Consider the following 19,338-nt stretch of genomic DNA (forward strand, 5'->3'; position numbering starts at 1 on the left):
GCCGAGGAACTGCTGACCAGTTCTCGCCGATTGTACTACTGGTCAGCCGTAGCTCTGACCAGTCGTGCTCTCCCACTCAAGGGACCTGCGCACGTCTGCGCGCCTGTTGACACGTTCGAGGTGCTGTGCCACCTTTCTTCCACCCGGCGGGTCATATGACCAGTTGGGCAACTGGTCAACTGGACGCATCGCTGGCGGTCCCGCACGGGCGGCTTTGGTTGCACGACCCAGGAGGAACGATGTCGATCCGCCGTACCGGCTGGCGCTTGCCCAGCTCCGCCCTCGCTCTGCTGCTTCTCGCCTTCGTGCCCTCGGCACCACTGACCGGGGCCCAGGCGGCCACGCCGGCAGACGGCTGCGAGGTCACCGGCCCGAGCTCCGGCGATCCGGTGACGGGACCGGTCACGATCACCGGTACCTACACCAACGCGTACGGGGTGCAGGTGGCGTTCGACGCCGGCACGATATTCGACGCCCACACGGTCGACCCGGACGGCGATGGCACCGGGACCTGGTCCTACACTCTGGATCCGGCGTCGGCCCGGTTGTCCGGCGAGGTCGAGGTGACCGTGCGGTGCTCCTCGATCGAGACTCGCTACTGGCTCTGGGGCGCTCCGGTCTACCTCGACGTCGAGGTCCCGGCTCACGAGGCTCCCACGGTCGAGATCACCTCACCGGCGGACGGGGCGACGGCCCGCGGCGTGCTGCGAGTGACCGCCGACGCGGCCGACGCGCAGGGGCTAGCGTCGGTGCAGGTCCGGGTCGACGCGGGCGAGTGGCAGACCGCGAGACGGACGCGGCCCGGCACATACATGTACCTGGAGCGCGCGCCGCGCGAGGACATGACGCACTCGATCGAGGCCCGGGCGATCGACACCGACGGCAACACCACGACCACGGCGACGACGTACGTCAAGACCGGGTCCGGGACCAGGGAGTCGCCGGCGGTGCTGCAGTCCGACCGGGCGATGTGGGTCTGGGAATCGGCCACCGCCCGGCTGCTGGAGAACCCCGGCGCCCGCGAGGTGCTCGGCGAGTTCATGGACGACGAGTCGCTGGCTCCGCAGCAGACCGCGACGATCTACCTCTACGCCGACCGCTACGACGACGCGTACGCCCTGCTGGAGAACCCGGACCGGTACCGGTCGCTGATCGCGTGGGCGCACGACCGTGGCTACAGGGTCCACGCCCTGCTCGGCTCCGGTACGTACATGGCGCCGATGTGGGTCTACGGCCGCCATCACGACAAGGCGGTCCGGCTCGTCGAGAACGTGCTCAACTACAACATCGCGTCGGCGCCGGACGAGCAGTTCGACGGCATCAACGTCGACATCGAGCCACACGTTCTGTCGGACTGGCACACCGACCGGCAGGTCCAGCTCCAGTACCTCGACATGCTGGCGAAGATGATGGAGCGAAAGCAGGTGACCGGCCAGAACCTCGACATCGGTCCGGCCATCCCGCGGTGGCTGGACGACAGCGCCTCGTGCCAGGACGTCAGCTGGAACGAGAAGACCCAGAACTGCGCGCGGCACGTCATCGACACCACCGACTACATCTCGCTGATGGACTACCGCGACGTCGCGACCGGCCCGGCGGGGATCATCCCCCAGGCCCAGCACGAGATCGACTACGCCGCGGCCGTCGGCAAGGAGGTGATGATCGGCGTCGAGACCGACCAGCTGTCCGCGTCCGGCGACCCGGAGGTGATCACCTTCCAGGAGGAGGGCCGTACCGCGATGGAGGCCGAGCTGGCCCAGGTGTACGCGGCGTTCGAGTCCTCACCGTCGTTCCTCGGCGTCGCGGTGCACCACTACGACTCCGCCCGCGCCCTGCCCAGCCGGTGGTCTCCGGACGGGACACGTTGGCAGCACTCGATCGCCGACAGCGCCGGCCCGACCACGCCCGGGCAGCTGAGTGTCGAGACCTTCGACTGGCAGCGCGCCGATCTGCACTGGGCCAGGAGCACCGACGACACGCTGGTCGACCACTACGAGGTGCACCGGTCGACCGACGCCGGATTCGCACCCGGGCCCGACACCCTCGCGCGGACCACCGGATCCAACGCCGTCGAGGACGAGGGCCTGCAGCCCGGGACCACCTACTACTGGCGAGTGGTGGCCGTCGATGCCGGCGGGAACACGAGCGCGCCGTCGGCACCGGTCTCCGCGACGACACCCGAGGGCACGGGGCTGACCCCGCTGCGGATCGACGCCATCACCTTCACCGACGGGGCGAACTTCTCGACCGCCACGGTCACGGTGGTGGACGCGGTCACCGGTGAGCCCGTCCCGGGGGCGACCGTGTCCGGGCACTGGGAAGGGGCCGCGGGACGCAAGTTCGACCTGACGACCGGCGCGGACGGCACGGCTGCCACGGCCACCGAGGCGCTGCCGCCGCCCTACACGATCACCTTCGTGCCGGAGCGGATCCTCGCTCCCGGGTACTATTGGGCGTCCAGCCTGGACGCGACCGGCTCCGCGACCTGGGAGCGGTCCTGACCGACCAGCTCTACCCGAGGCCGGACTCGACCAGCTCCACGCCCGCAGCCATCATCCGCTCCCGCGCCAGCGCGCCCAGCTCGGGACTCACCGGCACTGTCATGTCCGTCAGCACGCGGGTGTCGAACCCCAGCTCCCTGGCATCGAGCGAGGTGTCCTTGACGCAGTGCGACTCGACCAGGCCGACCACGTCGACCGCGTCGACGCCGGCGTCGCGCACGACCTTCTCGAGCGTGCGTCCGTCCTCGTCCGTGCCCTCGAAACCCGAGTAGGCGCCGGAGTACTGCCCTTTCTTGACGGAGGCGCTGAAGGTCAGTCCCTCCAGCGCCGGGTGCAGCTCGGCCTCCGGCGTCCCCGCCAGGCCGTGCGGCGGCCAGGTGTCGACGTAGTCCGGGTCCTCCGAGAAGTGGCCACCCGGATCGATGTGCCAGTCCTGCGTCGTCACCACCGCCGCGTACCGCGAGCCGCGCTCGCGGACGTAGCGGCTCACACGCTCCGCGACGGCGTTGGCGCCGGGGGACGGCAGCGCGCCGCCCTCGCAGAAGGTCGGCTGGACGTCCACGACGATGAGCACGCGGTCGTCGAGGCGCTTGCCGGGGGCGGTGTCCGTGTCACTCACGATCGTCCTCCAGTCCCCGTCCCGCTCCGGTGCCGGGACGTCTCACCATTGTCCGCCGTCGGGCGTGGTCCGTGGAGGCACGCGTGACGGATGCCGCGGGCAGCCGGCCCTCAGGCCACCCGTGCGCGTAGCCAGGCGATGTCCGCACCCTGCCCCTCGGCCCCTCCCGGGGTCTCCACGATCACGGGCGCACCGGCGTCCCGCACCACACCCGCGAGCTCGTCGGGGTCGAGGCTCCCCGAGCCCAGGTTCGTGTGCCGGTCCGCCCCGGAGTTGAACGCGTCGCGACTGTCGTTCGCGTGCACCAGGTCCACGCGGCCCGTGACGGCCTTGACCCGTTCGACGATGCCGCCCAGCTCCTCGCCACCGGCGAAGGCGTGACAGGTGTCCAGGCAGAACCCGACCGTGTCGCCGCCGTCGGCCTGCAGCACGGCCTCCCACACGCCCGCGATGCGCTCGAGGCCGCGCGTCATGGCGTTGTTGCCGCCGGCCGTGTTCTCGATCAGGACGGGCACGGCCATGTCGAGGCTGTCGATGGCCTTGCGCCAGTTGTCGAACCCCTTCGCGGGATCGTCGTCCTTGAGCACGTGGCCGCCGTGCACGACCACCCCGGCGGCACCGATCTCGGCCGCCGCGCTCACGTGCTGCTGGAGGATCTTCCGGCTGGGGATGCGGATACGGTTGTTCGTCGTCGCGACGTTGATGATGTACGGCGAGTGCACGTACAGCGTCACGCCCGCCGCCTCCGCCGCGGCCCTCAGGCCCTCGGCGCCGCCCGGGTGGTCGACCACCGGCTTCTTCCAGCCCTGCGGGTCGCCGAGGAAGATCTGCGCCAGATCCGCCCCGCGGGCCTGAGCCTCGGCGATGGGATCGCCGCCGTGGATGTGTGCACCGATCTGTGGCCCTGTCGTCATGGCACCGAGCGTAATCGGGCACGGTGACGTGACGGAGACCTCCGCCATCGTCCCGCCCCGCGGTCAGCACCCGAACGCCGACGGATCCGTCGTGACGCCCGAACTAGGCTGCTCCCCATGACGCGCATCCTCTCCGCACTGGCCTGGCCGTACGCCAACGGCCCACGCCACATCGGTCACGTTGCCGGGTTCGGCGTCCCCGCAGACGTCTTCTCGCGCTACATGCGGATGGCCGGTCACGACGTGCTGATGGTCTCGGGGACCGACGAGCACGGCACGCCGATCCTCGTGGCGGCCGACGCCGCCGGAGTCAGCGCCAAGGAGCTCGCCGACAAGAACAACCGCCTCATCGTCGAGGACCTCGTCGCGCTCGGGCTCAGCTACGACCTCTTCACCCGCACCACGACCCGCAACCACCACGCCGTCGTGCAGGAGATGTTCCGCACCGTGCGCGACAACGGCTACATGGTCGAGCAGGTCACCAAGGGCGCGGTCAGCCCGTCCACGGGCCGCACCCTCCCGGACCGCTACATCGAGGGCACCTGCCCGATCTGCGGCTACGACGGCGCCCGCGGCGACCAGTGCGACAACTGCGGCAACCAGCTCGACCCGACCGACCTCATCGAACCGCGCAGCAGGGTCAACGGCGAGACACCGGAGTTCCGCGAGACGACCCACTACTTCCTGGATCTGCCCGCGCTCGCCGACGCGCTCGGCACCTGGCTCGACGAGCGCGAGGCGTCCGGCACCTGGCGGCCCAACGTCATCCGGTTCAGCAAGCACATCCTGGAGGAGATCCGCCCCCGCGCCATGACCCGCGACATCGACTGGGGCATCCCCGTCCCCGGCTGGGAGGAACAACCCACCAAGCGGCTCTACGTGTGGTTCGACGCCGTCATCGGCTACCTCTCGGCGTCGATCGAGTGGGCTCGCCGCAGCGGCGACCCGGACGCGTGGCGCAGCTGGTGGAACGACCCGGAGGCTCTGTCCTACTACTTCATGGGCAAGGACAACATCGTCTTCCACTCCCAGATCTGGCCCGCCGAGCTCCTCGCGCAGAACGGCGCCGGGGACATCGGAGGCAGAGCCGGTGCTCTCGGACGTCTCAACCTGCCCACCGAGGTCGTCTCCAGCGAGTTCCTCACCATGGAGGGCAAGAAGTTCTCGTCCTCGCGCGGCGTGGTCATCTATGTGCGTGACGTGCTGTCCCGCTACCAGACCGACGCGCTGCGCTACTTCATCTCCGCGGCCGGCCCCGAGACGCAGGACGCCGACTTCACCTGGGACGAGTTCGTCCGGCGCACCAACGGCGAACTCGTCGCCGGCTGGGGCAACCTCGTCAACCGGATGGCGTCGATGATCGCGAAGAACTTCGGCGAGATCCCCGAGCCCGGCGAGCTCGAGGACATCGACGCCGCACTGCTCGACAGCATCCGTGACGGCTTCGGCACCGTCGGTGAGCTGATCGGCCGCCACCGGCAGCGGGCCGCCCTCGGCGAGGCCATGCGGCTGGTCGGCGAGGCGAACACCTACGTCACCCGCACCGCACCGTTCACGCTCAAGGCCCCCGAGCAGCGCACCCGGCTCGCCACCGTCCTGCACACCCTCGCCCAGGCCGTCAACGACCTCAACGTCATGCTCAGCCCGTTCCTGCCGCACTCGTCCAACGACGTCGACCGGGTCCTGGGTGGGGACGGCCGGATCGCGCCGCTGCCGCGCATCGAGGACGTCGACGACCTCGACGGCGGTGACCCGTACGTCGTCATCACCGGCGACTACGACCACGGCGACGGCGGTGCGTACCCCTCCTGGAGACCGCGGCCGGTCACGCCCGGAACACCCGTCGCCAAGCCGGCACCGGTGTTCACCAAGCTCGACGAGAGCGTCGTGGACGACGAGCTGGCCCGCCTGGAGGTCGACGAGCACGAGTGAGGAACGAGCGGAGTGCGAGGAGACCGACGATGAGACTGGAGGTCGACGAGCACGAGTGAGGAACGAGCGGAGTGCGAGGAGACCGACAATGAGACTCGGTCTCTGAACGGTATGAGCAGGAAGAAGCACCGCGGCTGGCCCGCGGACCCCCAACCGCTGCCGGCCGCCGTCGTCGACAACCACACGCACCTGCCCGCTCTCGACCAGAACGGCCGGGCGGTCGACGTCGACGATGTCGCCATCCCGCCCGGTGAGGAGCCGATGACGACGGCGGAGCAGGTCGCCCGGGCCGCACGCGCCGGCGTGGCGAGGTTGCTGACCGTCGGGTGCGACGTGCCGTCGTTGCGCGGTTCGGTCGAGCTCGCCCACGAGCACCCCCAGATCGCGGCCGCGATCGGGATCCACCCGAACGAGGCGCCCCTGCACGCCGGGGTCCGCGAGATCGGCCCCGACGGGCTCGATCCCGCCGTACGCGCCCACCACGGTCTCTCGCTCGACGACGCGATCGCCCGCGTGGCCGACCTCGTCCGAGACGAACGGGTCGTCGCTGTGGGGGAGAGCGGACTCGACTTCTTCCGCACCGGCGAGGAGGGCCGCTCGCACCAGATCCGCGCCTTCCGCGAGCACATCGCTCTCGCGAAGGAGCTCGAGAAGCCGCTGCAGATCCACGACCGCGAGGCCCATGACGCCGTCGTCGAGGTGCTCCTGGCCGACGGTGCCCCCGAGCGGACCGTATTCCACTGCTTCTCCGGCGACGTCGAGCTGGCCCGCACCTGCGCCGAGCACGGCTGGTACGCCTCGATCGCCGGCCCCGTCACCTTCAAGACGAACGACGCCGGACGCGCGGCTCTGCGCGAGCTGCCGCCCGAGCTCGTCCTCGTGGAGACCGACGCCCCGTACCTGACCCCGGCGCCCTTCCGCGGGCACCCGAACGCCTCCTACCTCATGCCGCTCACGGTCCGCACGATCGCGGAGCAGCTCGAGCTCGACCTCGCCGACACGTGCGCGAGGCTCACCGCGAACACGGACACCGTCTACGGCACCTGGTAGCCGAACCGGCGCCCGTCGGACCGCGTTCAACCGCTGTTCAGCCAAGGTTTCCACAGGGTCGGTGTGCGCGAGGCCACCGCAAAGATCGAGGCTTGTACTTCCCAACGAGATAACGGATCGGTTACGGTCGGCGTGCTCCGTCTCCCCTCCAGACAGGACACCAAGACTCGTGGTTAGCAGTATTTCGGCGCGCGACACCTCCGCGCACCACAGCGACAGCAGTTCCGACGCGCCAGATTCCTCGGTGCCCGGGACCCGACGCGCCCGGCGCCAGGCCGAGCGGCGTCGCCGAACTGCGGGTGCCCTCGGCATCCCGGGCGGCGTCGTCAAGGCGATGCGACTCGGCGTTCTCGGCGCCGTCGTCATCGGGACGGGCGCCTTCACGGTCAGCCAGGTCGCAGCCGACCCGCAGGTGAGCGAACCCACCCATGTCTCCGCGCTCGAGGCCGGCACCCTGAACCTGCGCGACGGCGGCGCCGAGGCCTCACGGTCCCAGGCCGCCGGTCGCCTCGCTCTCGAGGCGGAGGGCGGGGTCACGTTCACCGTGAAGGTCGACGGCCAGACGCGAGAGATCACGACGACGGCCGCCGACCTGGGCGAGGCGCTTGCCGAGGCGGACATCGTCATCGGCAAGGACGACGTCGTGAGCGCGTCGTTGAGCGGTCCGGTCCCCGCCGGCGAGACCGTCGAGGTCGACCGGGCGAGGCTCGATCACGTGACCGAGGAGAAGGTCGACGAGTACAAGGTCGTCGAGGAGGAGGACCCGAACCTCCCCGAGGGCGAGCGTGAGGTCGAACGCGAGGGTCAGAACGGCGTGACCACCACGACCTTCCGCGTGCTGACCGCTGGTGACGACGAGATCTCCCGCCAGCGCGTCGCGACCGTCGTCGAGAGCGAGCGTGTGGACGAGCTGGTGCGGGTGGGCACCATGGAGCCGGTGCAGGAGCCCCCGACGACGTCGGAATCCACCGGTTCGGAGTCCTCCGGCTCGGACGTGCCGGAGGCGCCGGCCACCTACTCCGGCGACCCGCGGTCGATCGCCCGGTCCATGCTCGGCAACTACGGCTGGGGCGCGGACCAGTTCTCCTGCCTGGACTCCCTCTGGCAGCGCGAGTCCGGCTGGAACCCCCACGCGGAGAACCCGTCCTCCGGGGCCTACGGCATCCCGCAGGCGCTGCCCGGCAGCAAGATGGCTACCGCAGGATCCGACTGGGCGACCAACCCGGCGACCCAGATCGAGTGGGGGCTGGGCTACATCTCCGCCCGGTACGGCAGCCCGTGCGGCGCCTGGGCCCAGAGCCAGAGCGTCGGCTGGTACTGAGTCGGCTGGTACTAAGCCGGCTGGTACTGAGCCGCTCTCGATCCCGGGTGCACGCTGACCCCTCCCGGGCGCAGGGTGACGGCGGTGCCATAGCACACGTTGTGCGGCAACACACATAGACCGTGGATCACAGTTCAATTACAGTTTTCGAGGCCGCCTCGGCGGACCCCACATCGACTTCGACAGCCGGATCGGACCGGTCGTCGGGCTGTGCGTGAGCGCACGCGAGGATCCCTCCTCTTCGCCCGTCGTCACTTCCCGTACCCGGGTGGCACGACCAAAGGACTCGCGTTGAGCGACACCAACGTCCTCGGACCCCCCACCGACAACACACCCTCCGGCCGACGCGGTGAGGGCACCACAGGTAACAGACGTGGCCTTCGCTGGCTGCTCCTTGGCCTGGTGCCCGTACTGATCGCTGCTAGCGCCGTCGCCGCGCAGGCTCACAAGACCGTCGAGGTCGAGGTCAACGGTCAGGCCCGCACCGTCTCGACCTGGGCCGGGTCGGTGGACGGACTGCTCGCGGACCAGAACATCGAGATCGGACCGCACGACCTGCTCGCTCCCGGCGGCGACACGGCACTGTCGGACGACGCCGAGATCGTGGTGCGTACGGCGCGCCAGGTCACCGTCGAGGTCGACGGCGAGCCACGCCAGATCTGGACCACGGCCATGACGCAGAGTGACATCGTCTCGCGCCAGTTCGAGTCCGGCCGCAACGTGACTCTCACCGCCTCCAGGTCCTTCGACCGGACCGCGCTCGAGCTGCCGCTGGTCATCGACGGCGAGGCGGAGGTCGTCGCCGACGGCGAGACCTCCCGTGTCCAGCTCGAGGGCTCCGCCGACGTTGCCGACGCTCTCGAGGCGGCGGACGTGGAGCTGAACAAGAAGGACCACGTCGACATCGCGTCCGCCGACGACGGCACCGTCCAGGTGATCGTGACGCGCGTCGTCAACGGCGAGCGCACCGAGACGGAACCGATCGACTTCGAGACCGTCGAGCGGAACGACAGCTCCCTCTACGAGGGGGAGACCCGGGTCGTACAGGAAGGCGCTCCCGGCGAGCGCACCCGCACGTTCGCCACCATCACCGTCGGCGGCAAGGAGCGCACGTCCACGCTCGTCAGCAACGAGGTGACCACCGAGCCGGTCGACCGGATCATCGCGGTCGGCACCGCCGAGCGGCCCGCCCCGGAGCCCGAGCCGGCGCCGGCGCCCAGCTCGCCGTCCCCGTCCGAGTCCGGGTCCAGCTCGTCGGGCTCGTCTGACTCGAGCTCCGGCTCCGCCGACTCCGGCGGTGTCTCCGGCGGCGTCTGGGCGGCGCTCGCCCAGTGCGAGTCGGGCGGCAACCCGCAGGCGGTCAGCGCCAGCGGCACGTACTACGGGCTCTACCAGTTCAGCATCAGCACCTGGCAGTCGGTCGGCGGCACCGGCCTGCCGACCGAGGCCTCGGCCTCCGAGCAGACGATGCGCGCACAGACGCTGCAGGCACGTGCCGGCTGGGGGCAGTGGCCGCACTGCGCGTCCCAGCTCGGCCTGTACTGAGGGCCTGCCTGTACTGAGGGCCGCCTGTACTGAGCCGTGCCGGGAAAGCGACGGTCGGCCGAGCACCAACAGCGGCACCATGGTCCGGTCGAGCGACATCACGCCATGTCGCTCGACCGGACCGTGACGTTTACCCGCGGCGACGGTCGACGCCGGAACGGGGCATCTTCCGAAGGACTGTCCTTCGGATGTCCAGCCGCAAGTCCGGGGGAGCGGCGGGACGGTCTGGTCCGATCCGGGCGTCGGCGTCTACGGCTGGCTTTTCGAAGGACTGTCCTTCGTTTGTCTCGCCGAGTCCGCGGCCGCTCGCCCAACCCGCTACTGGCCGGCAGCGAGCTTGTCCCGGGGCACCTGGTCAGCCGACCGCTCCGTCGTCGTTACGCTCTGGAAGGTGACTGACAGCGACCAGGGCCTGCTCGGCGTCGGTGACGTGCGCCGGATCGCGGAAGCCCTCGGCGTCCGGCCCACCAAGACTCTCGGCCAGAACTTCGTGCACGACGCCGGAACTGTCCGTCGCATCGTCCGCACGGCCGGCGTGACCGCCGACGACGTCGTCCTCGAGGTCGGTCCAGGCCTCGGCTCGCTCACCCTCGCGCTGCTCGAGACGGGGGCGAGCGTGGTCGCCGTCGAGATCGACCCGGTGCTGGCCTCCGCTCTCCGGGGGACGGTCGAGGCCCGCATGCCCGACGCGGCCGATCGCCTCTCCGTGCTGCAGGCCGACGCGATGACCGTCGCCGGTCCCGAAGATCTCCCGGCCCCGGCGGGCCTCGCGGGCCCAGTCGACCCGAGGAGGCCAGTCGAGCCCAGCAAGCTCGTCGCGAACCTGCCGTACAACGTCGCCGTCCCCGTGCTGCTCACGCTCCTCGAGAACCTCCCGAGCCTGCACAACCTCCTCGTCATGGTCCAGGCCGAGGTCGCCGACCGGATCGCCGCGCCCCCGGGCTCACGCTCCTACGGCATCCCGTCGGTCAAGGCGGCCTGGTACACGGAGGCGGTGCGCGCGGGAACCATCGGCCGGACGGTGTTCTGGCCGGCGCCCAACGTCGACTCCGCCCTTGTACGGCTGAAGCGCCACGAGCCGCCGCAGACCAGCGCGACCCGCCGGGAGGTCTTCGCCGTCGTCGACGCCGCGTTCGCCCAGCGGCGCAAGATGCTGCGGGCGGCGCTCGCGGGCTGGGCCGGCACGGCCGCTCGCGCCGAGGAGGCGCTGCGCGCCGCGGGTATCGACCCCACCCTGCGCGGCGAGCGGCTCCGTGTCGCCGACTTCGCGCGCATCGCCGAGCACTCGCCCACCGGCGCCGAGCACTCGCCCACCGGCGCCGAGGGCTCGCCCACCGCCGCCGCGGGCTCGCCCACCGGTGCAGAAGACCCGTCCACCGGTGCAGCAAACCCGGCCACCGAGGGCGGTGCGGGTCGGACCTCTGGCACGCTGGGCCCGTGAGACATGTCCATGTTCGTGCGCCGGGGAAGATCAACCTCACCCTGCGCGCCTGGCCGCCCACCGAGGACGGCTACCACCCGCTGGAGACGGTGTTCCAAGCCGTCTCGCTCTTCGAGGACGTCGTCGCGCGCCCGGCCGACGAGGTCTCGGTCGAGATCCACGGCCGCGGCTCCGACCTTCCCACCGACGGCAGCAACCTCGCAGTTCGGGCCGCCGAGCTGCTCCGGGAGACCGCCGGAAGCGAGTCGGGCGTGCACCTGACCATCACGAAGCAGGTGCCCGTCGCCGGTGGCATGGCGGGCGGCTCCGCCGACGCGGCCGCGACCCTCATCGCGTGCGACCAGCTGTGGGGTACCGGGCTGGGCCGCGAGGAGCTCGCCGAGCTCGCCGCCGAGCTCGGCGCCGACGTCCCCTTCGCGCTCACCGGGATGTCCGCCATGGGCACCGGTCGCGGCGACCTCATCAGCCCGGTGATGAGTCGCGGCCAGTACCACTGGGTCCTGGCGCTCCAGAAGGAGGGGCTCGCGACGCCCGACGTGTTCGCCGAGCTCGACGCTCGCAAGGACTTGACTCGGTCCTCGTCCGAGAACGCCGAGGACGACGGCGGAGCCACCATCAAGGCCGGCGGCGAGGTCGTCTCCGCATTGCTCAGCGCCGACCCCCTCATCCTCGCGCGCACCCTGCACAACGACCTCGAGGAGGCGGCGCTCGCCCTTCGCCCGGAGCTCGGTGACGTGCTCGCCGCGGCCGAGCGAGCCGGCGCGCTGGCCGCCGTCGTCTCCGGCTCCGGGCCGACGGTCGCCGCCCTGGCCTTGGACGCACCGCACGCCGCGAGCGTCGCCGACGTGATGCGCGGCGCCGAGGTGGCCTCCGAGGTCCAGGTGGTGACCGGGCCGGTGGCCGGGGCGCGGGTGATCGAGCAGGTCGGACGGCACTGAAGCTCGCTCACCGGCACGCCGAAAATCAGTTCGCGCGCTCCGGTGGGAATGACTCACGATAGGTAGACGTTCCCGAGACGTCGTGTGCAGTGTCGCCGCGGCTCACAGCCCGCCGCGCGCACCAGGAGATTGATGGATACGACCACGCGACACGACCGTTCCCCGACGAAGGCTCGGGGTGCGGTCGCGCCCGGCGCTGCCGCTCCCGGCGCTCCCGGCGGCACGGACGCCGCGACGTCGGACAAGCTGCCCCGCGAGCACGTCGTCGTCATCGGGCTGCTGCTCGCGTCCGCGTTCGTCGTCATCCTCAACGAGACGACGATGGCGGTCGCCCTGAACCCGATCATGGACGACCTGGACATCACGGCCAGCACCGGCCAGTGGCTCACGACGGCGTTCATGCTCACGATGGCGGTCGTCATCCCGACCACGGGCTTCGTGCTCCAGCGGCTCGGGACCCGCACCACGTTCATCATCGCGATGTCGTTGTTCAGTACCGGGACGCTGCTGGCCTCGCTGTCGCCGGGCTTCGCGTTCCTGCTCGCCGGCCGCGTGGTGCAGGCCACCGGCACGGCCATCATGATGCCGCTGCTCATGACGACGGTCATGACGATCGTCCCGGCCAGCAGGCGCGGTCGCGTCATGGGCAACGTCGGCCTCGTCATCTCGGCCGCCCCCGCGCTCGGCCCCACCTTCTCCGGCGCGCTCATCGAGCAGCTCGGCTGGCGCGGCGTCTTCACCGCGGTGCTGCCGATCGCGCTCGTGGCCCTGATCGTCGGCACGATCCTCGTCCGCGACGTCTCCGCGGGCGCGCGGGTCCACCTCGACCCGATCTCCCCCGTGCTCGCCGCGTTCGGCTTCGGGGGCCTCGTCTACGGCCTCTCGAGCCTCGGCGAGTCGGCGGGACACGAGCCCTTGATGCCGCCGTGGATCCCGCTGCTGGTCGGTGTTGTCTTCCTGGCTGCGTTCGTCCTGCGCCAGCGCCACCTCCAGGGCGGTAGCCGCGTCCTGATGGACATGCGGGTCTTCGCCGCCAGGCAGTTCAGGATCGCGCTCGCCGTCCTGGTGACATGCATGATCTCCTTGTTCGGCGTCATCATCCTGCTGCCGCTGCTGCTCCAGGACTCGGTCGGCATGTCTCCGCTGGCCTCCGGTCTGGTGGTGCTGCCCGGCGGTCTCATCATGGGCCTGCTCGGACCGGTCGTCGGAAGGCTGTACGACCGCGTCGGGCCACGGCCGCTCGCGCTGCCCGGTATGGGCATCGCGGCCGTGGCGTTCGTGATGCTGTCGTTCGTCGGACCGGGTATGTCGTGGGGCCTGGCGCTCGGCGGGCACATGATCCTCAGCGTCGGTCTCGCGCTCATGTTCACGCCCCTGATGACCACGGCCCTCGGGGCGCTCGAGCCACCGCTGTACTCGCACGGATCCGCCATGGTGACCACGATCCAGCAGCTCGCGGCCGCGTCCGGGACCGCCGCGGCAGTCGCGGTGATGACGATCCGCTCGGCCTCCCTCGCCGAGGACGGCGCCGACCCGGCGACCGCCCTCGCCGGCGGCACGAGCATGACGTTCCTCCTCGGCGCGGCCCTGCTCGTGCTGTGCTCTCTGCTCGCCGTGCGGCTCCGTCAGCCCGCGCCGACATTCGGGCCGGGACACGGCCAGGCAAGCTGAGCGGGGCGCACATGGCTCACCTGCTCGGACTGGAGTCGGTCGGCGTCGTCCGCGGCGCGCGCCCGATCCTGGCTGATCTCACCCTCGGCCTCGAGGACGGCACGCGCGTCGGCGTCCTCGGGCGCAACGGCGCCGGCAAGTCCACCCTGCTGGCACTGCTGGCCGGGACCCTGCCCCCCGACCAGGGGCGCGTCACCCGTGCCGGCGGGACGCGGGTCGTGGTCCTCGACCAGAGCGACGAACTGCCGGTCGGCACCACGGTCCGCGAGGTCATCCACCCGGGCGTCGAGGACCACGTGTGGGCCTCGCAGCCCGAGGTGCGCGAGGTCCACGGCGGTCTCCTCGCCGACGTCGCCCTCGGCTCCGACGTCGGGGCGTTGTCCGGTGGCCAACGCCGCCGGGTGGCGCTGGCGCGTGCCCTCACCCAAGACACCGAGGTGCTCGTCCTCGACGAGCCCACCAACCACCTCGACGTCGAGGGCGTCGACTGGCTTGCCCGGTACGTGCAGGGCCGGTTCGGCCGTGGCAAGGGCGCGCTGGTGGTCGTCACGCACGACCGCTGGTTCCTCGACGCCATCTGCAACCACGTCTGGGAGGTCGTGCCCGGCCACGACGGCCCGGGCGGGCGGGCGCCGGTCGCCAGCCACGTGGAGGCCTACGACGGCGGATACGCGGCCTACGTCCTGGCGCGTGCCGAGCGGGAGCGCACCGCCGCCGTCGCCGCGGAGAAGCGCTCGAACCTCATGCGCAAGGAGCTGGCGTGGCTGCAGCGTGGCGCACCCGCCCGCACCACCAAGCCGAAGTTCCGGCTCGACGCCGCAGCGGAACTGATCGCCGACGAGCCGCCGCCGCGGGACCCCCTGGAGCTCACTCGCCTCGCCACGACCCGGCTGGGGAAGGACGTGGTCGACCTCGAGGACGTCACCGTCACATATCCCATGACGGACGGCCAGGGCGGTGCCAGCACGGTGCTCGAGGACGTCACCTGGCGTCTCGCCCCCGGTGAGCGCGTCGGTCTCGTGGGTGTCAACGGCGCCGGCAAGTCCACGCTGCTGCGGCTGATCGCCGGCGCCCAGGACCCGACGTCCGGTCGGGTGCGTCGGGGCAAGACCGTCCGCGTGCGGACCCTGTCCCAGGAGACCCGCGAGCTCGACGAGGTCGCACACCTGCGGGTGGTCGAGGCCGTCGAGCAGGTGCGCGGACGCGTCGAGGCCGCCGGCAAGGAGCTGACCGCGTCCCAGCTGGTCGAGCGGCTCGGGTTCACCCGCGAGCGGGCCTGGACACCGGTGCGCGACGTCTCCGGCGGTGAACGACGGCGGCTGCAGCTGCTGCGGCTGCTGGTGGACGAGCCCAACGTCCTGCTCCTCGACGAGCCGACGAACGACCTGGACACCGACACCCTCGCCGCCGTCGAGGACCTCCTCGACTCGTGGCCCGGCACTCTTGTCGTCGTCTCCCACGACCGTTACCTCCTCGAGCGCGTCACCGACCACCAGATGGCTCTCATGGGCGACGGCCGACTGCGTGACCTACCGGGCGGCGTCGAGCAGTACCTGCGGCTGCGGCGTGAAGGCGTCGGCGGGCTCGGCGGCGGGTCGGGTGCTCCCGGGGTCCGGGTCAGCGGCGGCGCCACGAAGCCGGCCGCCGGCAACGGGCGGGCGGAGCCTGCCGACGCGGTGACCGGCTCGGCGAAGGCGACGACGAGCTCGTCGGACCAGCGCGCCGCGAAGAAGCAGATGGCTCGGGTGGAGCGTCAGCTTCGGACCGCCGCCACCCGGGTGGAAGAGGTTCACCAGCGGCTCGCCGAGGCGTCCGAGGCCGGGGACGTGGACGCGATGACGCGGTTGAGCCGCGAGTCCCGCGAGGCCGAGGACGCCCACGCGGCGCTCGAGGAGCAGTGGCTCGTCGCCGCCGAGGAGGCGGACTGAGGCGTGCTCCCGATCGAGGGAAGCGGTCAGCTGCGCCGTCTCGGTGGGGCAGCCGCGCCCCGCCCTTCCGGTGTCAGCCGAGGACGAGTGTCGCCGGCGTGAGAACCCGCCTGTCCACGACCCGACGTTGCTACTGTGACGTGACGAGCTCGGTGAAAGGACATTGGGGTGCTGGACGTCTTCGTGCTGGGCTCGGTGCGAGCCGGCACGAGCGGCTGCGACTACTCCCTGGGTGGACCGAAGCAGCGGGCACTTCTGGCGCGACTTGTCCTCGCTCGTGGTCGTTCCTTGTCCACGGAACGGTTGGTCACCGACCTGTGGGACGGGTTCGCACCGCGTGACCCGGCCCATGCGCTGCAAGCGCGAGTCTCGAGGCTGAGGTCGGCGGTACCGGTCAAGATCGAGTGGCTCGACGGCGGATATCGGCTCGATCCGGCACAGGTCCGGACCGATGCCGAACGTTTTGAGCGATGCTGTCAGCACGGTGGCGTGTCGCTCGGCGATGGAGACCTCTCGCAGGCGGCCGAGTCCTTTCACACGGCACTTGACCTCTGGCGTGGACAACCTTTCGCTGGTCTCCTCGACGTCACCGCGCTGCGGGTGGAGTCGGTGCGGCTGGAAAAGCTCCGTGCGGCGGCGCTGGCAGACCGGATCGACCTGGACCTCGCCCTCGGTCGGAGCTCCGCGGTCATTCCCGAGCTCCATGCCCTGGTGGAAGAGCATCCGTTCACCGAGCGGCACTGGGGTCAGCTGATGACCGCGTTGTATTGCGACGGTCGTATGCAAGAGGCTCTCGACACCTTCTCGCGGGCTCGATCGACATTCGCCTACCATCTCGGTGTCGAACCGAGCAGTGAGCTCGGCCGGTTGCACATGGGGATCCTTCGCGAGCAATCGCCTGAGTCGCTCCTTCGCGTTCCGGTGGCAGCTTCGGTGTTCGGCGCGCCGGACGAGGCGGATACCCACGCGAGAGACCTGTCCGAGCGCGTTGTGACCTCGGCTCAGCCCGACAACTTGGCCGCGCTGCTCCGTGATCGACGAAGCCTGCTCCTCACCGGACCTGCGGGCATCGGAAAGACTCATCTGCTCCGCGCGATCGGCACCCGATTCGAGTCGCGGCAGTGCTCGGCGCCGCTCGTGACAGCCAGCCCCCTCAGCCAGGCGGTCCCGCTCGGCGTCTTCGCCGGCACACTGCCTGAGAGGTGGACCTCGCCCGCCGCTCTCATCGAGCATTTCACCCGCCATCAGTCGACGACGGTGCTGCTCGTAGACAACGTGGATCAGCTGGACGAGGCTTCCCTCTTCGTCGTCGGCCAGCTCGTCCGCAACTCCCGACTGCCCATCATCCTGGCCGCACGCGACCTCAACGATGCGCCGGACGAGATTCACGCGCTCTACGACAGTGGTGAGCTCACCGAGATCGCAGTCGACCCCTTGTCAGATGCCGGCTGCGACGAATTCGTCACGCACCTGCTGGGCGGTACTCTCACACCCGACAGCCGTCCGCGCGTGTTCGGTGCGGCAGGGAACATTCCCTTGCACCTGCGCGAGATCCTCACTGCCTCGCTGGACGCGGGGCACCTCGTCCGCACCCGACACGGCTGGGAGCTGCGCGGCGCTCCGGCCTCGACATCACGACTCGCACGGCTGGTCGGCGAGCGTTTCAGCGGCCTGGACGACGCCGGACTGGAAGCGGCAGCGAAGGTCGCCATTGCGGGCGAATACCCCCCTGCTGCACTCGAAGACGCCGAACGCCGGGCGCTGGCCCGCGCGGGCGTCGTGGACTACTCCGCGCACGGCTGGCTTCGGCTGTCGCACCCGCTGGACGGGCAGGTCCTTCGCACCCGCTGCTCCACCGCCCTGTGGCGCGACCTCTCGCACGAGGTGCTGCAGGTCCTGCTCAGTCATACGACGGCCGACCGGCCCGCGGCACGTCGCCGCGCCCACATCTTGGCCCTCGATCTTGGGGAGCCGGTCGACATCGACGCCATGCTCGCAGTGGCGGAGCACGCGTTCGGTGCCTTTGACGAGCGGCTCGCGCTTCGCGCCGCCCAGGCCGTCACGGCGTGTGATCCAGGAAATGCCCACGCTCACCGAGTCGCGGGCCTTGCCGCCTCCTCGCTGGGGAAGAGCGAGGAGGCCGTCGCTCACTTCAAGACAGCTCGCCGCAATGCCAGGACGGCAGCCGAGCAGACGGCAGTGGCACTCGCCCATGCCCGGCACCTCGGGTTGCGTCACCACGATGCCGCCGGTGCCCTGGCCATCGTCCAGGAAGCGCTGCGCACGGTGGAGAGCTGCGCCGAAAATTCGGGCGAGGCCGATCACCTCCGGCGCGATGCCACGCGCTGGGCCGCCAGCGCGGGGCAGGGCAGCGAAGCGATCGAGGCCCCGGTGGAGGTGCCCGATGCCGTGGCGGCTCTCGGGCTGATCACCGTCGGTGTGTCCGGGGTGATCACCGGCCCGCTCGACGAAGCCGAGGTCGCCCTCGCGCGGTTGCGCCGAGTGCCCCCCGAGGTCATCGAACTGGTGCCTGGCGGCGCGTCGCTCATCGCGCTCACGGAAATCATGGCGTTGTCCAACACCGGGAACGTCATGGCGACGCGGCGCCGACTGCAGCAGATGATCACCGATGCGGAAGTCAGCGCGCCCGAGTCGCTCGGGGTGTGGGAGTACGCGCTCGGCTTCAGCGAGCTGCTATCGGGCGACGTGGAGCGAGCATACGAGCTCGGACGGTCGGCGTCGGCGCACCTCGAGTGGCGCGACACCAACGGGCTGCTGCCCGCAGCCAGGGCACTCACCGGCGCTGCCGCGCAGGCAACCGGTCGTAAGACGTCGGCGCAGCAGGAGTTCGACGACATCCCGCACGCGGCCGGAACTGATCCCAAGGTCGTCATGCTGCGCGCCTGGGCCGAGGCTTGGCAGGAGAACACCGAGGGTCGTGGTGACTGCGCCTCCCGGCGGCTGGTCGACACCGCTCGTTGGCTTCTCGCGGCGCAGCACAGCTATTTCGCCGGGATGCTGGCCCACTGCGCCGTCCGAATCGGTCGCGAACTCACCGATGCGGTTGCGGTGCTGGAGGAGGCGAGACTGGTCGCGGGAGGCGGTCTGCTGGACCTCTTCGCTCGCCACGCGACAGCGACCGTCGCGGGCGACAGCATGGAGCTCGGCGCCATCGCACGCGACACCCGAGAGCTCGGGATGGCGACGACGGCCGTCGATACCTCGCTCACCCTCTTGCGGCTGTCGGACAGCGGCAGCGCCGCCGAGCTCGACGCACGGCACGAACGAGCCTCGGCCGAGGAACTACGCAAGGAGGCGCCGACGATGGCCCTGTGGTCTCCAGCGACCTTCTGACACCAGCGGAGTCAGGAAGTGGATGCCCGGGCGAGTGCGAACGAGCCGGTGTGAGCGCTCTGTGAGCGCTGCGTGTGACGGTTGGCGCGACCATCCGTAGTGCACACGACAGGAGTTCTTCGTT

At 70.7% G+C, this 19,338-nt stretch carries 12 protein-coding genes; 10 read left to right on the plus strand and 2 right to left on the minus strand.

Annotated features, from left to right (window positions below):
• Window positions 1–239 precede the first annotated feature (239 nt).
• Window positions 240–2,501: an Ig-like domain-containing protein gene (locus ABD907_RS20375; RefSeq protein ID WP_345219102.1), complete on the plus strand. Its 2,262-nt coding sequence runs from the start codon at window positions 240–242 to the stop codon at window positions 2,499–2,501.
• Between the two features lie 10 nt (window positions 2,502–2,511).
• Here ABD907_RS20375 and ABD907_RS20380 read toward each other — a convergent pair whose 3' ends face one another.
• Both ABD907_RS20380 and ABD907_RS20385 read right to left on the minus strand, forming a co-directional pair.
• Window positions 2,512–3,123, minus strand: a complete 612-nt coding sequence (locus ABD907_RS20380) for an isochorismatase family protein (protein ID WP_486334147.1) — start codon at window positions 3,121–3,123, stop codon at window positions 2,512–2,514.
• Window positions 3,124–3,230: 107 nt separating this feature from the next.
• Window positions 3,231–4,034: a deoxyribonuclease IV gene (locus ABD907_RS20385; protein ID WP_345219107.1), complete on the minus strand. Its 804-nt coding sequence runs from the start codon at window positions 4,032–4,034 to the stop codon at window positions 3,231–3,233.
• A gap of 117 nt (window positions 4,035–4,151) precedes the next feature.
• On the opposite strand from ABD907_RS20385, the gene metG reads away from it, so the two are divergent.
• The 9 genes from metG (at window position 4,152) to ABD907_RS20430 (ending at window position 19,214) form a co-directional block, all read left to right on the plus strand.
• Entirely contained in the window at window positions 4,152–5,966 is a 1,815-nt protein-coding gene (gene metG, locus ABD907_RS20390; RefSeq protein WP_345219109.1) for a methionine--tRNA ligase, read from the plus strand.
• 111 nt (window positions 5,967–6,077) lie between these two features.
• Window positions 6,078–7,016 (plus strand): TatD family hydrolase, encoded by a 939-nt coding sequence (locus tag ABD907_RS20395; protein WP_345219111.1) that lies wholly within the window; start codon window positions 6,078–6,080, stop codon window positions 7,014–7,016.
• Between the two features lie 244 nt (window positions 7,017–7,260).
• Complete coding sequence (locus ABD907_RS20400) at window positions 7,261–8,337, plus strand: resuscitation-promoting factor (RefSeq protein WP_345219113.1); 1,077 nt, start codon at window positions 7,261–7,263, stop codon at window positions 8,335–8,337.
• Between the two features lie 291 nt (window positions 8,338–8,628).
• Window positions 8,629–9,882 (plus strand): resuscitation-promoting factor, encoded by a 1,254-nt coding sequence (locus ABD907_RS20405; RefSeq protein WP_345219115.1) that lies wholly within the window; start codon window positions 8,629–8,631, stop codon window positions 9,880–9,882.
• Between the two features lie 391 nt (window positions 9,883–10,273).
• On the plus strand, window positions 10,274–11,323 hold the full coding sequence (gene rsmA / locus ABD907_RS20410; protein ID WP_345219117.1) for a 16S rRNA (adenine(1518)-N(6)/adenine(1519)-N(6))-dimethyltransferase RsmA: 1,050 nt from the start codon (window positions 10,274–10,276) through the stop codon (window positions 11,321–11,323).
• On the plus strand, window positions 11,320–12,261 hold the full coding sequence (locus ABD907_RS20415) for a 4-(cytidine 5'-diphospho)-2-C-methyl-D-erythritol kinase (protein WP_345219118.1): 942 nt from the start codon (window positions 11,320–11,322) through the stop codon (window positions 12,259–12,261). The genes rsmA and ABD907_RS20415 overlap by 4 nt, the downstream gene beginning before the upstream one ends.
• A 132-nt stretch (window positions 12,262–12,393) precedes the next feature.
• The gene (locus ABD907_RS20420) at window positions 12,394–13,932 is read left to right on the plus strand and encodes an MDR family MFS transporter (protein ID WP_345219120.1); all 1,539 of its coding nucleotides are present in this window, start codon (window positions 12,394–12,396) and stop codon (window positions 13,930–13,932) included.
• 11 nt (window positions 13,933–13,943) lie between these two features.
• Window positions 13,944–15,860 carry an ABC-F family ATP-binding cassette domain-containing protein gene (locus tag ABD907_RS20425; protein ID WP_345219121.1) on the plus strand — a complete coding sequence of 639 codons (1,917 nt, stop codon included), beginning with the start codon at window positions 13,944–13,946 and terminating at the stop codon, window positions 15,858–15,860.
• 168 nt (window positions 15,861–16,028) lie between these two features.
• Complete coding sequence (locus ABD907_RS20430; RefSeq protein WP_345219123.1) at window positions 16,029–19,214, plus strand: BTAD domain-containing putative transcriptional regulator; 3,186 nt, start codon at window positions 16,029–16,031, stop codon at window positions 19,212–19,214.
• Window positions 19,215–19,338 lie beyond the last annotated feature (124 nt).

The organism is Georgenia halophila (assembly GCF_039541595.1).